Annotated in this window: 23 protein-coding genes; 12 read left to right on the top strand and 11 right to left on the bottom strand. The window is 65.6% G+C overall.

Going from position 1 to position 22764, the window contains the following annotated elements; all coding sequences use genetic code 11:
• Nucleotides 1-75: 75 nt before the first annotated feature.
• Together LQK81_RS21155 and LQK81_RS21160 are read right to left on the bottom strand one after the other, a co-directional pair.
• Entirely contained in the window at nt 76-1332 is a 1257-nt protein-coding gene (locus LQK81_RS21155) for an extensin-like domain-containing protein (RefSeq protein WP_230808363.1), read from the bottom strand.
• Between the two features lie 532 nt (nt 1333-1864).
• Entirely contained in the window at nt 1865-3676 is a 1812-nt protein-coding gene (locus LQK81_RS21160) for a methyl-accepting chemotaxis protein (protein ID WP_230808364.1), read from the bottom strand.
• Nucleotides 3677-3884: 208 nt separating this feature from the next.
• On the opposite strand from LQK81_RS21160, the gene LQK81_RS21165 reads away from it, so the two are divergent.
• Together LQK81_RS21165 and LQK81_RS21170 are read left to right on the top strand one after the other, a co-directional pair.
• A complete protein-coding gene (locus tag LQK81_RS21165) occupies nt 3885-4271 on the top strand; it encodes an acyl-CoA thioesterase (RefSeq protein ID WP_230808365.1) in 387 nt (128 codons plus the stop codon).
• Between the two features lie 121 nt (nt 4272-4392).
• Nucleotides 4393-4983, top strand: a complete 591-nt coding sequence (locus LQK81_RS21170; RefSeq protein ID WP_230808366.1) for a hypothetical protein — start codon at nt 4393-4395, stop codon at nt 4981-4983.
• A 13-nt stretch (nt 4984-4996) separates the two neighbouring features.
• Here the strand turns inward: LQK81_RS21170 and LQK81_RS21175 are convergent, their stop codons facing one another.
• The 3 genes from LQK81_RS21175 to LQK81_RS21185 form a co-directional block, all read right to left on the bottom strand.
• Complete coding sequence (locus tag LQK81_RS21175) at nt 4997-6166, bottom strand: DUF1501 domain-containing protein (protein WP_230808367.1); 1170 nt, start codon at nt 6164-6166, stop codon at nt 4997-4999.
• A gap of 100 nt (nt 6167-6266) precedes the next feature.
• Nucleotides 6267-7829 carry a DUF1800 domain-containing protein gene (locus tag LQK81_RS21180; RefSeq protein WP_230808368.1) on the bottom strand — a complete coding sequence of 521 codons (1563 nt, stop codon included), beginning with the start codon at nt 7827-7829 and terminating at the stop codon, nt 6267-6269.
• Between the two features lie 59 nt (nt 7830-7888).
• A complete protein-coding gene (locus LQK81_RS21185) occupies nt 7889-8242 on the bottom strand; it encodes a DMT family protein (RefSeq protein ID WP_230808369.1) in 354 nt (117 codons plus the stop codon).
• 202 nt (nt 8243-8444) lie between these two features.
• On the opposite strand from LQK81_RS21185, the gene uvrB reads away from it, so the two are divergent.
• The 6 genes from uvrB to LQK81_RS26280 all read left to right on the top strand — a co-directional run bounded on the left by uvrB (nt 8445) and on the right by LQK81_RS26280 (nt 17515).
• The gene (gene uvrB, locus LQK81_RS21190) at nt 8445-11672 is read left to right on the top strand and encodes an excinuclease ABC subunit UvrB (RefSeq protein ID WP_230808370.1); all 3228 of its coding nucleotides are present in this window, start codon (nt 8445-8447) and stop codon (nt 11670-11672) included.
• A gap of 100 nt (nt 11673-11772) precedes the next feature.
• A complete protein-coding gene (locus tag LQK81_RS21195) occupies nt 11773-12267 on the top strand; it encodes a hypothetical protein (protein WP_230808371.1) in 495 nt (164 codons plus the stop codon).
• Nucleotides 12268-12293: 26 nt separating this feature from the next.
• Nucleotides 12294-13055, top strand: a complete 762-nt coding sequence (locus LQK81_RS21200; protein ID WP_230808372.1) for a hypothetical protein — start codon at nt 12294-12296, stop codon at nt 13053-13055.
• 708 nt (nt 13056-13763) lie between these two features.
• Complete coding sequence (locus LQK81_RS21205; RefSeq protein ID WP_230808373.1) at nt 13764-14348, top strand: hypothetical protein; 585 nt, start codon at nt 13764-13766, stop codon at nt 14346-14348.
• A gap of 551 nt (nt 14349-14899) precedes the next feature.
• Nucleotides 14900-16003, top strand: coding sequence for a helix-turn-helix transcriptional regulator (locus LQK81_RS21210; protein ID WP_230808374.1), 1104 nt, complete (start codon nt 14900-14902; stop codon nt 16001-16003).
• Nucleotides 16004-16192: 189 nt separating this feature from the next.
• Nucleotides 16193-17515, top strand: coding sequence for a M10 family metallopeptidase C-terminal domain-containing protein (locus tag LQK81_RS26280; RefSeq protein ID WP_269065067.1), 1323 nt, complete (start codon nt 16193-16195; stop codon nt 17513-17515).
• 68 nt (nt 17516-17583) lie between these two features.
• Here LQK81_RS26280 and dusA read toward each other — a convergent pair whose 3' ends face one another.
• Nucleotides 17584-18645: a tRNA dihydrouridine(20/20a) synthase DusA gene (gene dusA, locus LQK81_RS21220; protein ID WP_230808393.1), complete on the bottom strand. Its 1062-nt coding sequence runs from the start codon at nt 18643-18645 to the stop codon at nt 17584-17586.
• A gap of 165 nt (nt 18646-18810) precedes the next feature.
• Between dusA and LQK81_RS21225 the strand changes: the two genes are divergently transcribed.
• Together LQK81_RS21225 and LQK81_RS21230 are read left to right on the top strand one after the other, a co-directional pair.
• Nucleotides 18811-19923 carry a tyrosine-type recombinase/integrase gene (locus LQK81_RS21225; protein WP_230808375.1) on the top strand — a complete coding sequence of 371 codons (1113 nt, stop codon included), beginning with the start codon at nt 18811-18813 and terminating at the stop codon, nt 19921-19923.
• Nucleotides 19920-20309 carry a thermonuclease family protein gene (locus LQK81_RS21230; RefSeq protein ID WP_230808376.1) on the top strand — a complete coding sequence of 130 codons (390 nt, stop codon included), beginning with the start codon at nt 19920-19922 and terminating at the stop codon, nt 20307-20309. Before LQK81_RS21225 ends, LQK81_RS21230 begins: the two co-directional genes overlap by 4 nt.
• A 12-nt stretch (nt 20310-20321) precedes the next feature.
• On the opposite strand, the gene LQK81_RS21235 is transcribed toward LQK81_RS21230, so the two are convergent.
• Nucleotides 20322-20570: a hypothetical protein gene (locus LQK81_RS21235; RefSeq protein ID WP_230808377.1), complete on the bottom strand. Its 249-nt coding sequence runs from the start codon at nt 20568-20570 to the stop codon at nt 20322-20324.
• An 81-nt stretch (nt 20571-20651) separates the two neighbouring features.
• Here LQK81_RS21235 and LQK81_RS21240 point away from each other — a divergent pair, with 81 nt between their 5' ends.
• On the top strand, nt 20652-20858 hold the full coding sequence (locus LQK81_RS21240; protein WP_230808378.1) for a hypothetical protein: 207 nt from the start codon (nt 20652-20654) through the stop codon (nt 20856-20858).
• A gap of 205 nt (nt 20859-21063) precedes the next feature.
• On the opposite strand, the gene LQK81_RS21245 is transcribed toward LQK81_RS21240, so the two are convergent.
• Nucleotides 21064-21435 (bottom strand): DUF1515 family protein, encoded by a 372-nt coding sequence (locus LQK81_RS21245; RefSeq protein WP_230808379.1) that lies wholly within the window; start codon nt 21433-21435, stop codon nt 21064-21066.
• A gap of 104 nt (nt 21436-21539) precedes the next feature.
• Here LQK81_RS21245 and LQK81_RS21250 point away from each other — a divergent pair, with 104 nt between their 5' ends.
• Nucleotides 21540-21773 (top strand): hypothetical protein, encoded by a 234-nt coding sequence (locus LQK81_RS21250; protein ID WP_230808380.1) that lies wholly within the window; start codon nt 21540-21542, stop codon nt 21771-21773.
• Here the strand turns inward: LQK81_RS21250 and LQK81_RS21255 are convergent.
• Genes LQK81_RS21255 through LQK81_RS21265 form a run of 3 tightly spaced genes read right to left on the bottom strand, consistent with a single transcriptional unit; the run spans nt 21746 to nt 22631 of the window.
• Entirely contained in the window at nt 21746-21919 is a 174-nt protein-coding gene (locus LQK81_RS21255; RefSeq protein ID WP_230808381.1) for a hypothetical protein, read from the bottom strand. The two genes, LQK81_RS21250 and LQK81_RS21255, sit on opposite strands and share 28 nt — an antisense overlap.
• Before the next feature lie 23 nt (nt 21920-21942).
• Nucleotides 21943-22206: a DUF6527 family protein gene (locus tag LQK81_RS21260; protein WP_230808382.1), complete on the bottom strand. Its 264-nt coding sequence runs from the start codon at nt 22204-22206 to the stop codon at nt 21943-21945.
• A 59-nt stretch (nt 22207-22265) separates the two neighbouring features.
• Nucleotides 22266-22631, bottom strand: a complete 366-nt coding sequence (locus tag LQK81_RS21265; RefSeq protein WP_330166570.1) for a peptidoglycan recognition protein family protein — start codon at nt 22629-22631, stop codon at nt 22266-22268.
• Nucleotides 22632-22764: the final 133 nt, after the last annotated feature.

The raw sequence follows: 22764 nt of genomic DNA on the forward strand, positions 1-22764 counted from the left end.
CGAGTTGGCGTGGCGACGCACCTCTTTGACGCGTATCTTGGCCGGCTTTCGAGCCGGTCCTTTTTTTGCGCGGCTCTACAGGCTGCAGTGCCGGTAGCCGGACTTGCGCGTGCGCAGGTCGAAGTGGAAATGATCCTTGTGGAAGCGGTCGCTGCCGGGGCCGAGCACGGTGGTGAAATACTTGCAGCTGTCGCTGCGCACCGCCTTCAGCAGCCCCTTCTCGCGAAAGGCGAAGAAGCCCTTCTTGCGGATCAGGATCTCCTTGCCGTTGTTCAGCACGATCTTGCCGACGTCGATGGCATTGCCCTTGGCGTGCTCGGACATGGCGGCACCCCGCTGCGAATTCATCGTGCGGCAGGAATAGGACGACATCTGGTGGATCGACTTGACGCCCGAGACGTAGCGCAGCCTTGCCGCCGGGGCGAGCTCGTTCTTTACCCACTTCGCAAATGCCTCTGTGATCTGGCAGTTCACCTGCGCGGCCGGCCGGATCTGGATGCCGCCGGATAGGCCCTGCAGCTCGATCGGATAGGCGATGCCGCAGGACCGGCCCTTGCCGATCGCCGGCACGTCGCGGAATTTCACACCGAGACGCTGCAGCCGCTGGCGGCAGGCCTTCTCCGAAGCCGGCATGCCGCCCCGGCTCTCGGGCACCGACATCGGGTTGTCGAAGCGCGGGATGAAGGCGACCTTCTGCTCCTCCTCTGCACGACGGGCGCCTGAGCGGGCCGCAGGAGCGGTCATCTCCGCCTCCGTTTCCGGCATCGGCATCGGTTCGGACATTTGCGGCTGGCCCAGCTGCCGGGGATCGTCCGAGCCGATGCCGTCGACGACCACCTGCGTGGCATTGCCCTCGGCGATCTCCCCGGCCTGCGCCTCTGCGAGCCCCTGTATTGCCCCGTCTTGGCCGACGCCGAGGCCCGCATCCATGTTGACCCCGTCCTGCGGGATCTGCAGCACGCCGCCGGTCGAGGCCACCTGCGTGCCGCCGGAAACCCCCATAGCCTCGTCGCTATCAATTCTGGGCAGGCTGCCGGGCTGCCGGCCCGGCTCCGCCGGCATCGCCTGGTCGACCGGTTCGAGCCCGCCGAAGGTGTCGGACCCGCCTCCGGCAGCGCTGACCGGCGCTCCGCCTGCCGGATAGGCCGCGGACGCGCTGCCATCGCTGGCGGCGGCTCGCATCCGCTGCGCGCCCGCCGGCCTGATGGCGCTGACCGTGCTTTCGCCGTCGACGCTTGCCGGCGGCGTCAGATCGGCCGAGCAGGCGGCAAGGAAGAGGGCCGCAAGGATGGCGGCCGGTCGCGCCGGTGAGAAAGCAGACGTGATACTCATGACAATTCCCGTTCCGCCCGTGCCCGCGCGACCGATCCGCAAGCCTCCAGGTCCCGGCATGCTGCCGCCGCGCCGTGTCCGCATTCGGGACGAATCCGGGCGGCAGCGCCCGCGCCGGGCCAGTGCCCTGCAAAACAAGGAAATTTTAGGCCCGCAGGGTAAACGAAGCGTTTCCGGCCGATCCGCGCGATCACGTGCGTCGCCCTATCAACCCGGCCGGAAAGACGAAACGGCCCCGGCGGGTGACGCCGGGGCCGCTGACAGGTTGGCAAACTCGATTCTGCCGAAAAGCCCTCTTTCCGTCACCCCGGACTTGATCCGGGGTCCAGCAGCGCCGCGTCCGCGGCGCGAAAGAAATCTTTTGTACTCAAGGACTTGAGCGCGCTGGATGCCGGATCAAGTCCGGCAGGACGGTCCACTTTGTTGGCCTGTTCGAAGACATGGACGCCCGGGACAAGGCTTTCTCGGCAGTCAGACGGCCCCGGCGGGTGACGCCGGGGCCGATCAGGTTTGCGGCCATGTCGCGCCTGCCTCAGGCGGCGCGGGCGCGGGCTGTTGCCGAGGGCGCGTCGAGGCGGAAGCGCTGCAGCAGCGTCCGCAGTTCCTCGCTCTCCTGCGACAGCGTCTGCCCGGCCGCGCTCGTCTCCTCGACCATCGCGGCGTTCTGCTGGGTCATCTGGTCCATCTGGTTGACGGCGGTGTTGACCTCGGCCAGTCCGACCGATTGCTCGCGGGCGGCGGTGGCGATCAGTTGCACCTGGTCGTTGACCTGGTGGACCAGCTGCTCGATCTCGGCCAGCGCCTCGCCGGTGGAGCGCACCAGCGCCACGCCGTTGCCGACCTCCGTCGCCGAATTGCCGATCAGGCCCTTGATCTCCTTGGCGGCATTAGCCGAGCGCTGCGCCAGCTCGCGCACCTCCTGCGCCACCACGGCAAAGCCCCGGCCCGCCTCGCCGGCCCGCGCCGCCTCGACGCCGGCGTTCAGCGCCAGCAGGTTCGTCTGGAAGGCGATCTCGTCGATCACCCCGATGATCTGGCCGATGCGGTTGGAGGCGTCCTCGATCCGCCCCATCGCGGCGACGGCATCGCGCACGATGGCGCCGGAGCGGCCGGCGCTGTCCTTTGTCTGCCCGACCATGCGGCTCGCCTCGGCCGCGCGGTCCGAGGCGCTGCGGACGGCGGCGGTGATCTCGTCCAGCGCCGCAGCCGTTTCCTCCAGCGAGGCCGCCTGCTGCTCGGTACGCTGCGACAGGTCGTTGGCGGCTGCGGCGATGCCGCCGGCATTGCCGTGCACCACGTCGGTCGAACGGGCGATCGCGCCGATGACGCCGTTCAGCGCCTGCGCCGCCTGGTTGAAGTCCTCGCGCAGCTTGGCATATTCCGGGGCGATCGCATCGATCCGGGCGGAAAGATCTCCGCGGGCGAGCCGCTCGAGCGCCGTGCCGACCGTGTCCATCGCCTCGACCTGCGACTGGCTGATGGCGCGCTGCCGCCGCTCGCCCTCGCTGCGCTCGGCATCGGTGCGCCGCTGCTGCTCGCCTTCGCGGCTGCGCATCTCGGCGCGTTCGCGCACGCTGTCTCGCAGCACCGACACGACCCGGGCCATGTCGCCGACCTCGTCGGGCCGGTCCGTGCCGGGCACGTCGCCGGAGACGTCCTCCTGCGCGATCGCCTGCATGGCGCTCTTCAGCCGGCCGATCGGGCCGACCACGCTGCGGACGATGGCGAAGGCGACAAGCACGATCGCCAGCGCGCCGAGCCCCAGCCAGCCGGCCATGGAGACCGCGTTGCGCCGGAACATGGCCGAGAGGTCGTCCGCATAGACCCCTGTACCGACCACCCAGCCCCAGGGCGCGAAGCCCGCGACATGCGAATATTTCAGCACCGGCTCTTCCGCGCCGGGCTTCGGCCAGTAATAGTCGACAAAGCCCTCGCCCCTGGCCTTCGCCACGTCGGCGAACTCGCGGAAGATGAACTTGCCGGTCGGATCCTTCATCCCCGACTGGTCGGTGTTGTCGAGCTCCGGCTTGATCGGATGCATGACGATGTTCGCGTCGAGATCGTTGATCCAGAAATAGCCGCTATCCTCGTAGCGCAGCGCCCGGACGGCGTCCTTGGCGCGCGCCTGCGCCTCCTCCCGCGAAAGCGCCCCCGACGCCTCCTGGCCGTGATAGAACTCGAACAGTTTCACCATGTTCTGGTCCATCGCGCGCAGCTTCGACTTGCGCTCGACGACCATCGCGCCCTGATAATGAAACAGCGCATAGACGGAAACCGCCGAAAAGACGGCAAGCGCCAGCCCCACGAGCAGATACAGCCTGGCCGATATCTTCAACTTGCTCACAATGATCCCCCTCAATCCGGCAGATGACTTTGCCGACCCGGCGCCGATCTTTGTCGCGACAAGTTAAATTCGACTAAATTACGATGTACCAATTTTTCCGGGCTTTGCCCGTCCACCACCGGAGCGCAAGACAGGCAAGGTGGTGGTGTGCCCTGTTTCTCGGCGCGCCTTTGGTCTAAATCGGTAGCGAACACGGAGTAATCGATTCATGACCGAGAACGCTTCACCCCCGGGGCAGCTGACGCTGCGAACACTGGCGATGCCCGCCGACGCCAATGCCGCCGGCGACATCTTCGGCGGCTGGGTCATGTCGCAGATGGACCTCGCGGCCGGCATTCGCGCCGCCGAACGGGCGCATGGCCGCGTCGTCACCCGCGCGGTTCGCGAGATGGCGTTCGAATTGCCGGTCAAGATCGGCGACACCATCAACGTCTATACCGAGATCGTCGCCGTCGGCCGCACCTCGATCACCCTGCTGGTCGAGGCCTGGGCGCGCCGCTACCTGACCGGGCGCCTCGACAAGGTCACCGGCGCAACCTTCGTCATGGTCGCCCTCGATCGCGACGGCAATCCGGCGGCCGTGCCGGCCGAGTGACCCGCCCCGACATGGACCTGCCGGCCTTCACCTGACATTCTGCGCCCGCCTGAACCGGCCGAATCGGTCACGAGGATGAGCCGGCGGATCCCTGCGGTCCGCCACGACCGGGAAAGTTCCGATGGAGCACGCGACAGCCGATCCGGCCCTCTTCACCCATGTGCGGGTCGTCATCGGCATGGTGGTCAGCCTGTCGCTGGCCCGGCTTCTCACCGGGCTCGCCACCTTCGTCCAGCACCCCGGCAAGACGCGTGTCTACTGGATCCACCTCGGCTGGGTGCTGTCGATGCTGCTCTTCCTGCTGCATTTCTGGTGGTGGGAATTCCGGCTGCAGGCGCTGACCGTCTTCGACTTCGGCGTCTTCCTGTTCCTGATCGCATACGCCTGCCTGTTCTTCTTCCTCTGCGTGCTGCTCTTTCCCCTTTCGATGGAGGACTATGGCGGCTACGAGGACTACTTCATGTCGCGCAAGGGCTGGTTCTTCGGCTTCCTGGCGCTCTCCTATGCGGTCGATCTCGTCGACACGGCCATCAAGGGACGAAGCTACTTCGAATCCTTCGGCTACGAATATCCGGTGCGCAACGTCGTCTATATCGTCCTCTGCGGCATTGCCGCGCTCACCGCCAATAGGCGGTTCCACGCCGCCTTCGTCTCCCTCGGCCTGCTCTACCAGGTGAGCTGGATCTTCCGGGCCTTCGACATCATCGACTGATGCCGGTACGGGCTCAGCCGCGCAGGTAGGCGGCGCCGCGGTCGAACGACAATCCCGGGAAGATCGCATTGTCGATGGCGCCGGCCGGGACGTCGAACTGCCGGTAGAGCATGGCGGCGGCCAGCTGGCGCAGGTCGGTGGTCGGCGTCAGGTCCCGGTCGTCCAGCAGCGCCGTTTCGGCGAGCCCCGGCCATGTCCCGTAGACCCTGCCGCCCGCCACCGCGCCGCCGGCGATGATCGCAAGGCCGCCGGTGCCGTGGTCGGTTCCGCCGGAGCCGTTCTCCCGCGCCGTGCGGCCGAATTCGGTGATCGCCAGGATCGCCGTCTTCCGCCAGACCTGCGGCGACAGGTTCGCCTTCAGCGTCAGGATCGCGGTGCACAGATCGGTGACCGGCCGCTTGAAGGTTCGCTCCTGGCCGACATGGGTGTCCCAGCCGTTGATGGTGAAGCTCGCGATGCGGTGCTCGCCGGACAGCATGCCGGCAGCAAGCCTGGCGACCGCGGCGACGCCCGCGTTCCGCCGCTCGTCCCCGTAGATGCGGTCGGAAAACAGGTCCGTGTCCATGGCGTCGCCCATCGCCGCGGCGAAGACGGGATCGTTGCGGTAGAGCCGCACGAACGCCATCTGCTCGTCCTCGGCCATGTCGAGGTCGGCGCGGGTCGACCAGACGTCGACCGGATTGGGGCCGGACAGGATGAGTTCGGAGGTGGTGGTCACGTCGATTGCCCGGCGCTCGGCGCTGCGGGGAATGCTGGCGATGGCGCGGTTGAGCCAGCCGGTGCGCTCGTCGTTCAGGGCCGCACCACCGCTTTCGAGCATGTCCTGCCCGTCGAAATGGCTGCGGCCGGAGCGATACGGCGTCGAGATCGCGTGCACGAAGCCGAGTTCGCGCGACCGCCACAGCGGCATCAGCGCCTCGGCCAGCGGATGCAGGCCGAAGAAGCCGTCGAGGTCGAGCAGACCCCGCTCCGGCGTCAGCGCGAGCTTGGGCCGCAGAACCGGCAGCGCCGGATCGCCATAGGGCTGCACCAGCGCAAGCCCGTCCATCGCACCACGCAGCACGATCGTCACCAGCCGGTTGTCGCCGGGAACCGCGGCGAAGCTCACCGGCGTCACCACCGGCGAGGCGGCCAGGCAGCAGGCTGCGCCGAGCAGGGTGCGCCGGCTGATTTCGTTCGTCATCGCTCGGTCTCCTCGGCACCGCGCCCCGGCAGCAGTTCACATCTGCCCGCGGACGCGCATGTCCTTCTCGATTCCTGTCGCGCCGGGCTCTCCTTGAACCCTAGCGCCTGTTGAACTCCGGCGAGGCCAGCGTCAGCACCAGTCCCGCCTCCCGGCTCGGCGCCTGCGACACGACCTGGATGGTATCATCACGGGCGATATCGCCCAGAGCCGCCGCCACGAAGCGGCGCGGATCGCGGTCGCCGCCGAACCGCGCCACGAGGGCGCGCGCCCAGTCGATCCGCTGCGTCAGTTGCGCCGCCGTGATCCAGGCGGACAGCTCCTCGTCCCAGCCGGCCGGGCTCGGCGGACGCCAGAGCGGCTGGCCGAGCCGCTGCAGCGCGCCCACGGACAGCGGGTTGGCACGGATCGGCACCCGACCGTCGGCGGTCGGCCTGGCCAGGACCGTGGCCGTCGCCCCGTCGCCGCTCGCCATCTCCACGACCGCATCCCCCGTTCCGGCTTCATCCGTCGCCATCATCGACATTTCAGCCGCCCCGTCCTGCGGCGTCGCCATCGCCGCCCGCCCGGGCCGCCTCGGCGTCACGGCGATCGGCTCCAGCGCCTCCGCCGGCACGTCCAGCGCGCGCAGGCCGGCCACCACGAAGTCGAACGGCTGGCGGGCCTTCTGCCCGTCCTCGTCCCAGCTGCGCGGATGCTCCAGCATCGCGCGGTAGACCGCGAGCAATTCGCCATCTGTGCGCGTCCAGGCCGCCACCATGGCCTCGACCACCTCGGTCGGCGGCTCGTCGGCGATGAAATGCACCACCAGCTTGCGGCAGACGTGCCGGCGCGTCGCTTCGTGCGCGGCGAGATCGGCCAGCAGCGCCTCGACGTCGCCAAGGCTCCGCTTCGGCCCGCCATAGTCGCGGCCGAGCACGCGGTGGACGCCCGGCTCCGCCCAGGCCTTGCGATAGGTCGTCTCGAACGCGCCGCCGTCGTGATCCAGCCCGGACAGCACATAGGCCGCCGCCCGGACGTCGTCCTGCGTATAGCCGCCATCGGCGCCGAGCGTGTGCAGTTCGATCAGTTCGCGGGCGAGGTTCTCGTTCAGTCCCCGCCCCCGCTTCCGCCCGACCGGCGAATGGGGCCCGACCGATTTCGGCTGGTCGAGATAGGCGAGCATCGCCGGATGCAGGATCGCCGCCCGCAGCAGCGGTTCGAACCGGCCGCCCAGGTTCGGCCGCAGCGCCTCGGCCTCGTACAGGCCGACGAGGATGCGGGTACTGGCGGTCTTTTCGGCGTTGACCGCGAAGTGGTCGCACCAGAAGGCGGCGAGCCGCTCGAAAAATCCGTTCGGCGACTGCACCGCATGGCGGACCTTCCGGTGCTGGTCGCGCAGGAAGGCAGCGTTGAGCGCGATCTGGAACGGATTGACGCGGCGGTCGCCCACCTTGCGCACGGTGCCGTTCTCGCGCTGCTCCTGATAGCTCTTGTACAGCGCCCGGAAGGCGGGGAAGTTGGTGCGGCGCCCGGCGATGCCGTCATAGGGAAAGGGACAGGTTTCGGCCACGCCGCGCGTCACCTGCGCCAGCAGGTCGTCGACCGTGCCGGCCGGCAGCTCGCCCGGGCGCGGGCCGGTACCGAAACGATGGGCGGCGATGGTGCCGAAGGCGTTCGTCATGAGCCATCCCTATCGCGTGAAGCTGTGCGGAGATTGCGGCTTTTTTACCGGCCGCGCCCTCAGCCCTTGAACACGAAGGCGGCGCCGGCGGCGATCAGGGCGAAGCCGATCAGGTGGTTCCAGGTCAGGCTCTCCTTGAGGAAGAACACCGAGAAGCCGGCGAAGATGACCAGCGTGATCACCTCCTGGATCGTCTTCAGCTGCGCGGCCGAATAGACCTGGTGGCCGATGCGGTTCGCCGGCACCGCCAGGCAGTATTCGAAAAAGGCGATCGCCCAGCTCGCCAGGATGACGAGCGTGAGCGGCGCCGCCTTGACCTTGAGATGGCCGTACCAGGCGAAGGTCATGAAGACGTTGGAGAGGCAGAGCAGCACGATCGGCCAGACGGCCGCGGGGTTGAGGGCGAAGGGCATCGAAGGATCCGGTTCCTGAGGGGATATGGCCAAGTCATAGACGATTCGCCCATGGCCGGCGAAAGGCATTTGCGGCCGCAAGCTGGACGCCGGAAGCATGGCGGGATGATGGCCGCGGCCGCCGGCTGGCGCGGGCATTCCGTTTCCCTTTTGTACTCATGCCCCCTTCCCTTTCACCGTGACTCTCTCCATATTCCCGACCATGGCCAGATCACCGAAGAAACCCGCCCCCTCCAAGCCCGGCTTCGAGGAAGCTCCGCAGTCCGACTTCGAGGGCGCGCCGCTCACCGGCAGCGTCGCCGACTGGGTGAAGCAGCTGGAGGCGGATGCCGAGGCTTCGACGGTGGAATCGCGCCGCGAGGTCGCCTCCAAGGCCGGCAAGCACCGCAAGCAGGTGGAGAACGCCGCCCGCCAGCATTCCGAGAAAGTGGCGCTGGAGAAATCCACAGGCGGCCGGCGACAGAACCCCGACAGCGTGAGCGCGCAAAAAACCTCCCGCGGCGTCTCGATCGGCGCCTCCTCCGACCCGAAGATCCGCGCGGCCGCGGGGCTCAACCCGGTCGCCGGCCTCGACGTCAATCTCGAGCAGGCCTCGTCGCTCAATGCCGGCGCGGCCGTCACCGCCACGGTGGACGCGCTGGCGAAGCTGATCGAGAGCGGCAATCCGCTGCACAAGAACGGCGAGATCTGGACGCCGCACCGCCCGCCCCGGCCGGAAAAGTCGGAAGGCGGCATCGAGATCCGCATGGTTTCCGACTACGAGCCCGCCGGCGACCAGCCGACCGCGATCTCCGACCTCGTCGAGGGCCTGTCGTCGGGCGAGCGCAGCCAGGTGCTGCTCGGCGTCACCGGCTCGGGCAAGACCTTCACCATGGCCAAGGTGATCGAGGCGACGCAGCGCCCCGCCCTGATCCTCGCCCCGAACAAGACGCTCGCCGCCCAGCTCTATTCCGAGTTCAAGAACTTCTTTCCCGACAACGCGGTCGAATACTTCGTCTCCTACTACGACTACTACCAGCCCGAGGCCTACGTGCCGCGCTCGGACACCTATATCGAGAAGGATTCCTCGATCAACGAGCAGATCGACCGGATGCGCCACGCCGCCACCCGCGCCATCCTGGAGCGCGACGACTGCATCATCGTCGCCTCGGTCTCCTGCATCTACGGTATCGGCTCGGTCGAGACCTATACGGCGATGACCTTCCAGATGTCGGTGGGCGACCGGCTCGACCAGCGCCAGCTGCTCGCCGACCTCGTCGCCCAGCAGTACAAGCGCCAGGACATCAATTTCGTCCGCGGCTCCTTCCGCGTTCGCGGCGATACCATCGAGATCTTCCCGGCTCACCTTGAGGATGCCGCCTGGCGGATCTCGATGTTCGGCGACGAGATCGACGCGATCACCGAGTTCGATCCGCTCACCGGCGCCAAGACCGGCGACCTGAAATCGGTGAAGATCTACGCCAACTCGCACTACGTCACCCCGCGCCCGACGCTGAACGCCGCGATCAAGTCGATCAAGGACGAGCTGAAGCTGCGCCTGACCGAACTGGAGAAGGCCGGGCGCCTGCTGGAGGCGCAGCGGCTGGAGCAGCGCACCCGCTACGACCTGGAGATGATGGAGGCGACCGGCTCCTGCGCCGGCATCGAGAACTATTCGCGCTACCTCACCGGCCGCAAGCCCGGCGAGCCGCCGCCGACGCTGTTCGAATACATCCCCGACGACGCCATCATCTTCATCGACGAGAGCCACGTCACCATCCCGCAGATCGGCGGCATGTACCGCGGCGACTTCCGCCGCAAGGCGACGCTGGCCGAATACGGCTTCCGCCTGCCGTCCTGCATGGACAACCGCCCGCTTCGCTTCGAGGAATGGGACGCGATGCGCCCCGACACCATCTCCGTCTCCGCCACGCCCGGCGGCTGGGAGATGGAGCAGGCCGGCGGCGTCTTCGCCGAACAGGTGATCCGCCCGACCGGGCTGATCGACCCGCCGGTCGAGGTCCGCTCGGCCAAGACCCAGGTCGACGACGTGCTCGGCGAGATCCGCGAGACCGCGCAGGCCGGCTACCGCACCCTCGTCACCGTGCTGACCAAGCGCATGGCCGAGGACCTGACCGAATACCTGCACGAGCAGGGCGTGCGCGTGCGCTACATGCACAGCGACATCGACACGCTCGAGCGCATCGAGATCATCCGCGATCTTCGCCTCGGCGCCTTCGACGTCCTCGTCGGCATCAACCTCCTGCGCGAGGGCCTCGACATCCCCGAATGCGGCTTCGTCGCCATCCTCGACGCCGACAAGGAAGGCTTCCTCCGTTCAGAAACCTCACTGATCCAGACGATCGGCCGCGCCGCGCGCAATGTCGACGGCAAGGTGATCCTCTATGCCGACCAGATCACCGGCTCGATGCAGCGCGCCATGGACGAGACGAGCCGTCGCCGCGAGAAGCAGGTGGCCTACAATGCCGAGCACGGCATCACCCCGGAATCGGTGAAGGCGAAGATCTCCGACATCCTCGACAGCGTCTACGAGCGCGACCACGTCCGCGCCGACATCTCTGGCGCCGGCGGCAAGGGCTTCGCCGACGGCGGCCACCTCGTCGGCAACAACCTCAAGGCCCATCTCGACGCGCTGGAGAAATCCATGCGCGACGCCGCCGCCGACCTCGACTTCGAAAAGGCCGCCCGCATCCGCGACGAGATCAAGCGCCTCAAGGCCGCCGAACTCGCCGTCATGGACGACCCGATGGCACGCCAAGAGGCGCGGAGTGCCGAAGGCACGACAGGGAAGAGGAGTCAGGAGGCGCGGAGTGCCGAAGGCGCGACAGGGAACGCAGGCAAGGCGGCGCGGAGCCAGGAAGGTGGCAGGAAGAGCGGAAAGGCCGAGCCGACCGCTGCCGGCTCCCTCCCCCTAGTGGGGAGGGTTGGGGAGGGGAAAACCACGGGCAAGACCCCTCCCGGTCCTTCGGACCACCCTCCCCACAAGGGGGAGGGATCGGGCGCGAGCGCCACCTACTTCACCAAGCCCTCGCTCGACAACATGGGCCCGGGCACCGACACGGAGATCCCTTCTCCCCGTTCACGGGGAGAAGGTGCCCGAAGGGCGGATGAGGGGCAATCGCTGTTCCGCAAGAACAGCCTCGACGAAATGACCGTCGGCCGCACCGAAAAGCCGGTCGCCGGCCACCTGCCGGAAAAGCCCGAGGCCTCGAAAAGCACGAAGAAGCGCGTCCCGCCGCTGCCCGAAGGCCAGCCGGACCGCGCCACATCGATCTCCCCCCTTGCGGGGGAGATGCCCGGCAGGGCCGAGGCGAGCTCCTCCCCCCAACCCGTTCTCCGCGGCAAGATCGGCGCCGGCAGCTACGAGGATCCGGGCGAGGAGAAGCGAAAGGCGAAGGGCAAGGGGAAGACGGGGCGGCCGGGGCGGTAAATCGTCTGACGCACAATGTGTAATTCGCACACAGCAACAAAATTAGCTTGAAGAATTTCACCGCATGTCTTTATGGTTCATAAATTGGAGGGGCAGGAAAATGGCTGTTACTACACATAAGCTTAGGGACGTTTACGGCGTCGGCCGAGATATGCCACTGAATTACGTTACTAGAAAAGATGTTGACGATGAATTCGTGTCCAACTTGTCTCGGGACAAGCATATCGTCGTGTTCGGATCATCAAAACAAGGAAAGACGACGCTTAGAAAACATTGCTTAAATGAAAATGACTACATTGTTGTTTCTTGTTTGAATACAATGAATATTGATGACTTAAATGGCGCAATCCTAAAGGCAGCTGGATATCAAATCGAACAAACTCAGACACGTACGGTTGGCGGCCATTTAAAGTACGGCGCCGAATTTAAAGGAGAAGGAAAGGTACCGCTTGTTGCAAAATCTTCAGTATCCGGATCAATAGAAAAAGAAAACAAAAAAGAAACCTCTACAGAGAAGAAAAAATTAGAAATAGACCTCCATGACGTTAATGATATTGTAATATCCCTTAAAGAAATTAATTTTAAAAATTTATAGTTCTTGAGGATTTTCATTATCTTCCGGTGCAGACACAGCAGGATTTTTCATTTTCCCTGAAAGCATATCACGAGAACTCGAGTATTTGCTTCATCGTTGTCGGCGTATGGCGAGACAAGAACAGACTAATATATTATAATGGTGATTTGACAAACCGCGTTGCTTCGGTAGATGCTGACGCTTGGACTGCAGATAGCATGCATGAAGTCGTAAGCGCTGGAGAGGCACTGCTGAATATATCATTTTACAAAGACACAGTGGATCAAATAATTTCTGGAAGCGCCGAAAGCGTCTCTTTGTTGCAGGAGGCCTGCTATAAAATCTGCGAGGATAATGGAGTTGTTGAGACACAGAGCAACTACAGAGAAATTGGGAAAAACATCGACGTCCCTGGATTGATGCGTGAGATTGTCAACAATCAGTCCGGACGATACTCGGCATTCATCACTAATTTTTCCGAGGGATTTCAGGCTACCGAATACGATATGTATCGGTGGATCATGTTTGTGGTGCTTAGTGTTGATGCCAACGAACTAGAATCTGGCATCAGACGGAATTCATTCTCAAAGCTAATAAAAGAAAAACATCCAGTCGGTGAAAAACTGAACGAAGGAAACATTACTCAGGCATTACAGAGTTCGGCATCTCTGCAAGTCATAAAAAATATAAGGCCGATAATTATTGACTATGATCAGACTACCCGCGTCTTAAACGTGGTTGATCGCAGCTTTCTAATTTGGCTATCGCTGCAAGACAGAACAGAATTATTGGCCGAGCTAGACATATAATAGAAATATACGGCTTGGTCAAACAATCCCCACTGCCATAGCGCTTCAATAATTCTTGCAATGTTCTTGGAGTGTACAATGCCGCAGATTGAACGGCTGCGACTGCATGCCATTCACCTCATGTTGGGATGCATCCAACACGTGCACGCCCACCCCATTTCCCCCAATAAAATCAACACCCCCGCCCCCATTTCATCCACGCCCCCTGCCCCCGTGCCATACTCGCCCCATCCCGCCGCGGATACACCGCAAGGCGTTGCGGCGAGGCGGGGACGGCGCGGGGCGTTGAGGGGCAGACGCGAAACCTCACGGCCCGGGTCTGCGAGACTGGTCCCCTCCGGCGACGACGGGTGAAAACCCGGGTTGCGCGCCGGACGTGCCCGAGCGGTGGCACACAGAGCGGCCGCCCTCACCGGCGGACGAGGCAGCGGACCGCGTTTGCAGGCAGAAACCGCCGAACGGGGCGCTGAAAGGTGCCACACACAACAACACAAGATGAGGCAGCTTCCAGCGCCCCGTCCGACAGCGCAGGCACGAACCGCGACGGTTTTCCGGACGCGGCCGCGGGCGCATGCGCACCAGAGCAGGTCCCAAAATCCCGGCGGAAGGAGAACAGGCATGCAGAACGACAGGCCGAAGCCCGGGCATCCGCCCACGCACCGGAGCGCCGCCGACCCGCCCCCGCGGGTCCTCGCGGCGATCCGGGAGGTGACGCGGAAGGAGCTGCCGAGCGCCGTCGCCGGCATCCTTCTCTTTCCTGAATTCGTCTGCCGGCAGCGTCCCTGCCTGCGGCACCGCGATTGCGCGCTGGTCGCGCCTGCCGGGCAGCCGGACTGCCTCGCGGACCGTGCGGCCCCCACTGGCCTTGCAGTCCCCGGGGGACTCGGGGGTCTCGCAGGCCGCGCAGGCCTCGCAGTTCCCGGGGGCCGCGCAGGCCTCGATCCGGCGCTCCTCGCCCTGCACGAGGCGCTGCACGGGGAGGCGCTGCGGTTCCTGATCGAGATCACCGGTGACTGGTCGCCGCGGGTCACCCCGCCGAGCCGCGATCCGGACGAGCGCGAGTTGCAGGACGCGGCGGTGGCGGTCGTGCGCGCCCTGCTGCCGCCCGTCAGCCCGCTGCAGCCGCGCATCCGCGCCTGGTGCCGCGCCCGCGACGCCGTGACCGCCCCGCCCTATGCGGGCCGCGACCTGCTCGACCTGCGCGACTTCATGCGCTTCATCGGCGCCCGGCGGATCGGGCCGGTGGTGACCGGCGACATCCCCGCCCCGCGCCACGGCCGTTCCAGACTGTAATACCAACCTGCACTGATATTGACTGATTGCGTGGGACCGCCTGCGGTCATCCGGCAAGGAGCATACCGCAGAGCGATGCCTCAGCATCGGTCGAGGATTGCGACGCTGCCGGTGGCCGACAGACGGCCCACCCGGAGGGCCGGGCGCTTTTGACCTGCGGACGGCGTCGAAAATCCTCGCCGGACCGAGAGGTCCGACTGCGGTTTTCTCCTGGCCGCAGGTCAAAATCGCTCCGGCGCAATCGGTCAATATCAGTGCAGGTTGGTATAAGGCGCGGGATCGGCGCTCCGTCTCCGCCGCGGCGCGGGCCGGGTAGGCTCCGCCGGAATGCCCTCCGGGCGGACGGGTGCGGCGGGTCCGCTCCCTCTTTGGAGCCTCCGGCAGGAGAGACGGCCGGCAGGCCGGAGGGGCTTGCCCCAGGCGATGGCCCCGTCCCCACCCTGCCCCGCGCTTGACCCGCCGCACCGCCCATTGCAATCTCGGGTCGGTCCGGGCGCAGCCGGATCGATCGGCATGTGCGGGCGCGGCAGGGTTCAGGCAGGGGCAGCGGTTTGAGGAGTGCGGACGAGCGGGCGGAGGAGCTGACGGCGGCGATCTATGCGGCCCTTCTGGGCGAGACCGGCTGGCAGGCGTTTCTCGACAGGCTGAACGGCTTCACCCCCGGCGCGCTGTCGACGCTGTTCTTCCACGACCTGCGCGCCCGGGCCGGCGCCGTCGCCTTTGTGTCGGGCTCGGAGGGCCGGGAGACGGCGCTGCAGGACTACGAGGGCTACTACAGCAACCGCAATCCCTGGATGAGGAAGGTCGCCGCCACCCCGGTCGGCCGGGGCATCATCGGCGAGGAGATCGTCCCGCGCGAGGAGTTCAACCGCAGCGAATACTACAGCGACTACATCCGGCAGAACGGGCTCGAAACCGGCGTCGGCCTGACGCTGCACAAGGACAGGGGCTGCTATTTCCTGCTGAGCACGCTGAGCGACGACCGCGACGTCGAGCGCAACCTCGAGCGCGCCCACGTCTTCACCAGGATCGCGCCGCACCTGAAGCGCGTCTTCCGCTACTATCGCTCCGGCGAGGCCCACGCCGCCGGGCTGGCGCTCGGCGAAGGCATCGGCAATGCCGGCCGGCTCGGCCTGATCGTCGTCAACGACGACCTGCGGGTGATCAGGACATCGGTCGCGGGCGAGCGGGTGCTCGCCGGCGGCGATCCCGTCGGCCTCGACGCGATGGGGCGCGTCCGGTTCGCCAGCCCCGACCTGCAGGCCGCGCTGCAGGCGTTGCTGCAACACCGCCACTTCGGTCAGGCGACCCGGATCGTCGACGATCCGCAGACCGGCGTCCGGCTGATCCGCGTCGGCGGCGACCGGGCGGCGGCGTTCTTCGCCGGGACGACGATCGCCATCCTCGTCGGCGATCCGCAGGGCAACGTCCGGCCGCACCTGCAGGCACTGGCGGCCGCGCAGGGGCTTTCGCCCGCCGAGACGCGGGTGTTCGCCGGCATCGTCGCCGGCCGGAGCCTGACGGAGATCGCGCTGGCCTCGGGCACCAAGCGGGAGACGGTGCGCACGCAGCTGAAGTCGATCTTCGCCAAGACCGGAACGGCCAGCCAAAGCGACATCGTCCGCCTCGCCACCGGCATCCTCCGCGCCGACTGACACCAACCGGCACGCACGGCCGACTGGCGATTCGCAACCGGCACCGGCTCCGCTCCAACCACAGCCGCGCCGACGAGACATCCCCCGATCGGGGGAATATCCGCAACCGGCATCCCCATAGGCTCGACCCGGCCTAACATGGCGCCGGAAGGCCGGCGTTCGCGGTTCCACATTTGAAAAGGCAGGCATATGGGGCAGATTTCATCCAATATCAGCATCACCCTGGACGGTTCGACGGATGTCGTCGTCGGCAGCGACAGCCATTCCTGGAGCGTCGACCGCCATCTCCTGATGGTCGACATCTGGGTGCCGTGGAACGCCACCGCGCGCACGGCGACCTTCACGCTGTCCGGCTCGGACTGGGGCGTCGCAGTGCTGCGCACCGCCGGCAACACCCGGGCGGTCATCAATGATTCCGCCTCCGGCGGCGGACGGCATATCGAACAGATCGCGCTCACCAGCGCCGGCGACAACACGGTCAAGCTCAGCAAGACGGTCGTCGGCGTCATCACCGGCGGCAACGGCAACGAGAAGATCACCGTCGGCTCGACCCATGTCGGCGCCATGCTGCTCGGCGGCGGCAATGACAGCGTGACCACCGGCAACGGCTTCGTCGAGACCATCAACGTCGGACAGGGCAACAATGTCGTCACGGTCGGCAAGGGCGGCGCCGGCGTCGTCTTCGCCGGCAAGGGGCGCGACACCATCACGGTGACCGGCGAGGTGGACAGCATCCTGGCCGGCCACGGCAACGACACGATCAAGACCGGCAAGGGCTGGGTCGGCACGATCGACGCGGACCGGGGCAACGACACCGTCACGCTCGGCAGCGGCGGCGCCAGCTATGTCAGCCTCGGCCGCGACGCGGACAGGATCAAGGTCAGCCGGCTCGACGAGCCGGACATGACCGTCGTCATCGACGGCGGCTCCCGCGTCACGAGCTCGGCCTTCAAGGATTCCGACACGATCGACTTCTCCGCCCTCTCGGCGAAGCTGTCGGTCTCGCTCTCCGGTTCCCATGCGGTCACGTCCAGCCAGGGCAACTTCCTGATCCGGAACTTCGAGCACGCCACCGGCGGACGCGGCAACGACAGGCTCGTCGGCGACAGCGGCGACAACATCCTCAAGGGCGGCGCCGGAAACGACCGGATCGAGGGCGGCCCGGGCGCCGACAAGCTATACGGCGGATCCGGCGCCGACACCTTCGTCTTCCGTTCCATCAAGGATTCGACCGTCGCCACCTCCGGGCGCGACAAGATCTATGACTTCAGCAAGTCGCAGAAGGACAAGCTCGACCTTTCCGCGATCGACGCCAACACCAAGGCCGGCGGCAACCAGGCGTTCGACTTCATCGGCACCAGGAAGTTTTCCAAGACCGCCGAGGAACTGCGCTATGAGAAGAAGAACGGCGACACCTATGTCTATGGCGACGTCAACGGCGACGGAAAGGCCGACTTCGCGATCGTCCTCGACCCGAGCCTGTCGCTGAGCAAGTCGGACTTCATCCTCTGACACCGAGGGTCGACAACGGGGGCAGACACCGGGCGTCGACCATGGGGCCTAAGCCGGGCCCGTGCGGCCTATTCGGCCGCCTGTCTCGCCGCCGGGGCCTCCAGCACGGCGGCGAAGGCAGCCCCGATCACGTCCGGCCCGGCGCCCGGCCGGGTCGCGTCGGCGGAGAGGATCTGGCGATAGCGGCGCGCGCCGGGATAGCCCTGGAACAGGCCGACCATGTGGCGCGTGACGTGGTTCAGCCGCCCGCCCCGCGCCATCACGCACGCCGCATAGTCCATCATTGCATCGCGCACGCCGGCCCAGTCGGCCGTATCGCGCAAGGCACCCTCTTCTCCCCCGCGGGGAGAAGGTGGCCCGAAGGGCCGGATGAGGGGGGCGGTGGCCTCGGCGCCTGCCGCAAGGCCAGCCGGCCGCTCAAACACCGCGTCCACGCCCGCCAGCAGGCAGCTGTCCTGGTAGGCGGCGCGGCCGAGCATGGCGCCGTCGAGCCCCTCGCCCGGCCGGCCGATCTCGATAATCGCCTGATCCAGCGCGTGAAGGCCGCCGTTCAGGCCGATGAAAAGATCGGGGTTTTCCGCCTTCAGCCGCCGCACCAGGTCATAGTCCAGCGGCGGGATGTCGCGGTTTTCCTTCGGGCTCAGGCCTTGCAGCCAGGCCTTGCGCGCATGCACCCAGACGGCGTCCACGCCGGCCGCCTTCACGCGGGCGACGAGGTCGCGCAGCGCCAGCTCCGGATCCTGGTCGTCGACACCGATGCGGCACTTCACCGTCACCGGGATGGCCACGGCCGCCTTCATCGCCGCGACGCAGTCGGCCACCAGCTGCGGCTCCTGCATCAGGCAGGCGCCGAAGGTGCCGGATTGCACCCGGTCGGAGGGGCAGCCGACATTCATGTTGATCTCGTCATAGCCGAAATCGGCGCCGATCCGCGCGGCCTCGGCGAGCTTTGCCGGATCGTTGCCGCCAAGCTGCAGCGCCAGCGGATGCTCGACCGGATCGAAGCCGAGCAGCCTGTCGCGGTTGCCGCGCAGGATCGCATCGGCGACGATCATCTCGGTATAGAGGACGGCGTTCTTCGTCAGCTGGCGGGCGAAGAAACGATAATGCCGGTCCGACCAGTCGATCATCGGCGCCGTGGCGAAAATCGGCCTCTTGAGAACTAACGCTTTTTTATAAAAATCAGCCACTTGGCTCAATTCCTGCTCGTCTCATTTGATTGCGTTCGCTCTCTTTTACGCCCGTTTAAGCCGTGCTATTGCTACGCCGTAGCAGTTGGCTGGGGCTAGTAGCAAATGGGGACCATTTCCGAACGAAAGCGGCGCGACGGATCAAAGGCTTATACTGCACAGATCCGGATAATGCGAGACGGCGCCACGGTTCACAGCGAGGCGCAGACTTTCGACCGGCGACCGGTGGCGGCGGCGTGGCTGAAGAAGAGAGAGACCGAGCTTTCCGAACCGGGCGCCATCGAGAACCTCACGAAGCCTCAGGCAACGCTGGCGGATGCGATCGATCGGTATCTCAAGGAGAGCCGGAAGCAGATGGGGCGGACGAAGGCTCAGTGCCTGGAGACACTGAAAGGCTTCTCCATCGCCTCGAAAGCGTGCCGTGACATTGGCGCATCCGACATCGTCGAACTTGCTTCCGAGCTTTCGGACGGGCGCGAGCCCCAGACTGTCGGAAACTATCTGTCGCATCTCGCCAGCGTGTTCGCGGTCGCCCGCCCCGCCTGGGATATGGATCTGGATCGAACCGCCATGGCCGATGCGACGGTCGTGCTGAAGCGGCTCGGCGTGACGTCCCGGTCGAAACAGCGCGATAGGAGACCGACGCTCGACGAGCTCGGCGCGCTGATGACGTATTTCGGCAACCGAGAGGTTCGCCACCCCAACGCCCTGCCGATGCGCCGACTTCTCGCGTTCGCGATCTTCTCGACCAGGCGGCAGGAGGAGATCACCCGCATAACCTGGGAGGATCTCGATGCGGAGCACAGCCGCGTGCTCGTCAGGGACATGAAGAACCCGGGCGAGAAGATCGGCAACCACGTCTGGTGCGACCTGCCGGCCGAGGCCTTGCGGGTCGCCAATGCTATGCCGCGCGGCGACGCGCGGATATTTCCCTTCGATAGCAAATCGGTCAGCGCCTCGTTCACGAGGGCCTGCCTCCTGCTGGACATAAAGGATCTGCACTTTCACGACCTTCGGCACGACGGTGTGTCGCGCCTGTTCGAACTGGGATGGAACATCCCGCATGTGGCGGCGGTCTCCGGGCATCGCTCCTGGAACTCGCTCAAGCGCTACACTCATATCAAGCACCGGGGCGACAAGTACGACGGCTGGGAATGGCTGGACGTGATCGCACCGCAGCCGCCGCCACAGGAAGCCCCCTCCGAGGAGACCCCATGAGACGCACGCTCATCGCAGCCGTCATCATTGCCTGCAGCCTCGCCACCGCCGACGCGGCCGGCTTGCGCGTCATCGACGGCGACACCGTCATCGTCAGCGATGAGACCATCCGCATCCTCAACATCGACACGCCGGAGATCCGCCACGCGCAATGCGACGCCGAACGCCGTCTCGGCCTCGTGGCCAAGAAGCGCCTCGAGGAACTGCTCCTCGCCGGCGAGATCGAGATCACCCGTGGCGACGGCAAGCGCATGACCGACAAATATGGTCGCACGCTCGCCGTCCTGTCGGTGGGAGGAGACGACATCGGTGAGGCGCTCATCGCCGACGGGCTCGCCCGCCCGTGGGCGGGAAAGCGCGAACCGTGGTGCGACAAGGTCAAGTAGCAGACGAAAACGTTACGCCGAACGAGGACCGTTCGGCATGCTCATAGCGACCTGCGCCCAGGGCGGGACTTCACCAGTCAGCCGCTCGACTGCATCGCACACCGCCTGGCTGAGTTCGCTCACCGCCAGATAGTCGTCGCCGGAGGTGGCCAGTTCCGCCATCAGGTCCCGAAGGACGCGATGCATGGCGGTTGCCGCGCGCAGAAACGTCTCACGCTCACTGCCGTACATTTTGAGATGCCTGGATGATCGTCTGGCCATCGGCCTTTTCCTTCTTGCTTCGTGGGGCCGCATGCCGCAATAGGCATATGCCACGACGTGAACAAAAATGGAACATCCGCCATGAGCGACGAGAAACCAGGCGATCACAATCCGGCCAGCATTCACGAGGACCACTGGTGCCAGCATCCCGGCTGCAAAAAGTGGGGAAGTTTCGGCTACGACCGCGGCAAGGGCGCGACGGACTGGTGGTGTATGGAGCACCGCCCGGCCGGTGGGGCAACTGGCGTACCAACGCGCAGGGTTGACGAGCCTTTTTCGGTTTGGTGAAATATGCTCGTTCTGATGGACCCGAACTTCGAACTGCCGGCGGCAATTCCGCCGGTTCTTTTTGGGTTAAGGCGGGGGTAGCTGATGACCCGCGATCCGTGGTGGATCTATGCGATGATAGTCGTAGGCGCCCTGATGGCGCTGACGAGCATGGCGGGGCATGTATGGCAGAATGCCGCCGGCTGGTAGCGGGCAGGCCCCGCCCTCAGTTCCTCCCGATGATCACCATGCCAATCCGCCTGATCGTATCGGCGAAGGTGACGCCGAGCACCATCCCGCCGATGCCGATCACACCGAGGGCGCCTATCCCCATCAGTTTCCAGCGCTTGACGTCATCGGTGACCGGCTTCATTTCGGCGACGTCATCTTTCATTCCCGACATGCCCGTCTCCAGGTCGCCGACGCGCGACACGAGTTCGTCCATGCGCTTATGGACCACTGCTCGGCTTTCGGCAGACTTGTCCTCGGATCGCTGTCCGCTCTCCTCGATCCGCCGGAGAGATTGCTGCATCCCACGCATCCCCTCCGCAAGTTCGCCAAGTTGACGGTGTACATAGGCATCTTCATTCGGCGACATCTCTGCTCCTGGCCGTCACGGATTATTGACGCCGCGACATGAAATTCAGGGTAGTATTGTTATGCGGGGCGCCATGGCCGGCACCCCGAAGGGGGAGAAACGTCATGATCCATCGTCACCTTCCAAAGGAAAGTTTCATCGATCCGGATGGTCTCTCGATGTTGGGAGAAGCCTTCGACGAGATATGCCGGCAACGGCAAATCGAAGCTGAGAGCGAGGCAGCATTCGTTCTGGCCAAGCAACTGCTCAGCCTATACCACGAGGGCATCCACGATCGCGCGAAGCTGCTCGCAATGGCCGGGCATCCCGGTCAGGACTTGTTCGCCGGCACGATGTAGGTCATCACGGCCGGAAGCCCGATCGTGATGGCATAGAGCATCAGATAGCCGTACCAGGGCGTATCGGCCGGCATGAACGGCAGGCCGATAGTGCCGGTTGCGGCTCCGCCAGCGGCGGCGGCAATGGCTTTCGTAATCTTCTGCATGGTCAATCTCCTGTTTTTGCTGATCAATCGAAATCGGGGAGGTCGACCGTTCGGCCGGCCAGCGGATGGGTGCAGTCGCTGAGGAACTGGATGCGACCGGCAGTGATGAAGGAATGACAGACTGCGGGCGGCGCGCCGTCCTCGCCCGCATCGGCGCCGTTGTAGGTGACGAGCACAGAGGGCGTGAACGTCGGGGCTTCCGGATCGCCGTTATAACCCCAGCGAGGGCCGGCCCCCTCGCCCACCGATATTCTATGCCCGCCGTCACAGCCCGGGCACCAGAACATGATGCCTCCGTCCGCAAGAGAGCGAAGCTTTCGCGAGAGAGCCGCCACCGACGCCCCCTTCAGGAAAGCTTCGCGCGCACTTCGGCACGCATCTTGTCGCCGCAGGCCTTGGCACCGACGACGGAGGGATCGAAGGCAAGCCGGGAAAAATCCCACTTGCCCCGCTGGGCGATACCGAGATTGGGCTGCACCTCGGCGTGGCTGAGCACGGTCCTGTCGGTGACGGCGATCCCGTAGCGCCGGCAGAGATCGGCGACGACCGAGGTCATCGCGTCCCACTGCGCGCGGGTCATGGGTGCCCGCCCGGCGCTGAAGGGGGATTCGCTCGCACCGGCCATGCAGCAAAGCGAGACCCCGATCGAGCCGCTGTTCGCATTCAGGGTGTGCGCCGCATATTCGTCGGCAGACTTTCCGGCGACGCTCACATTGTCAGTATGTCAATCGGCATCGAAACGGGCCCCCCTATCGGCTCCCAAAAGGGACCCCTGCCTCTGGTTGCATCGGGTCAGCGCGCGTAGGCCCGGAGCTCTCCATTTAGCGCAGGGGCCTGCGGGCGCG

Source organism: Rhizobium sp. GN54 (assembly GCF_021026345.1).
Classification (GTDB): Bacteria; Pseudomonadota; Alphaproteobacteria; order Rhizobiales; family Rhizobiaceae; genus Mycoplana.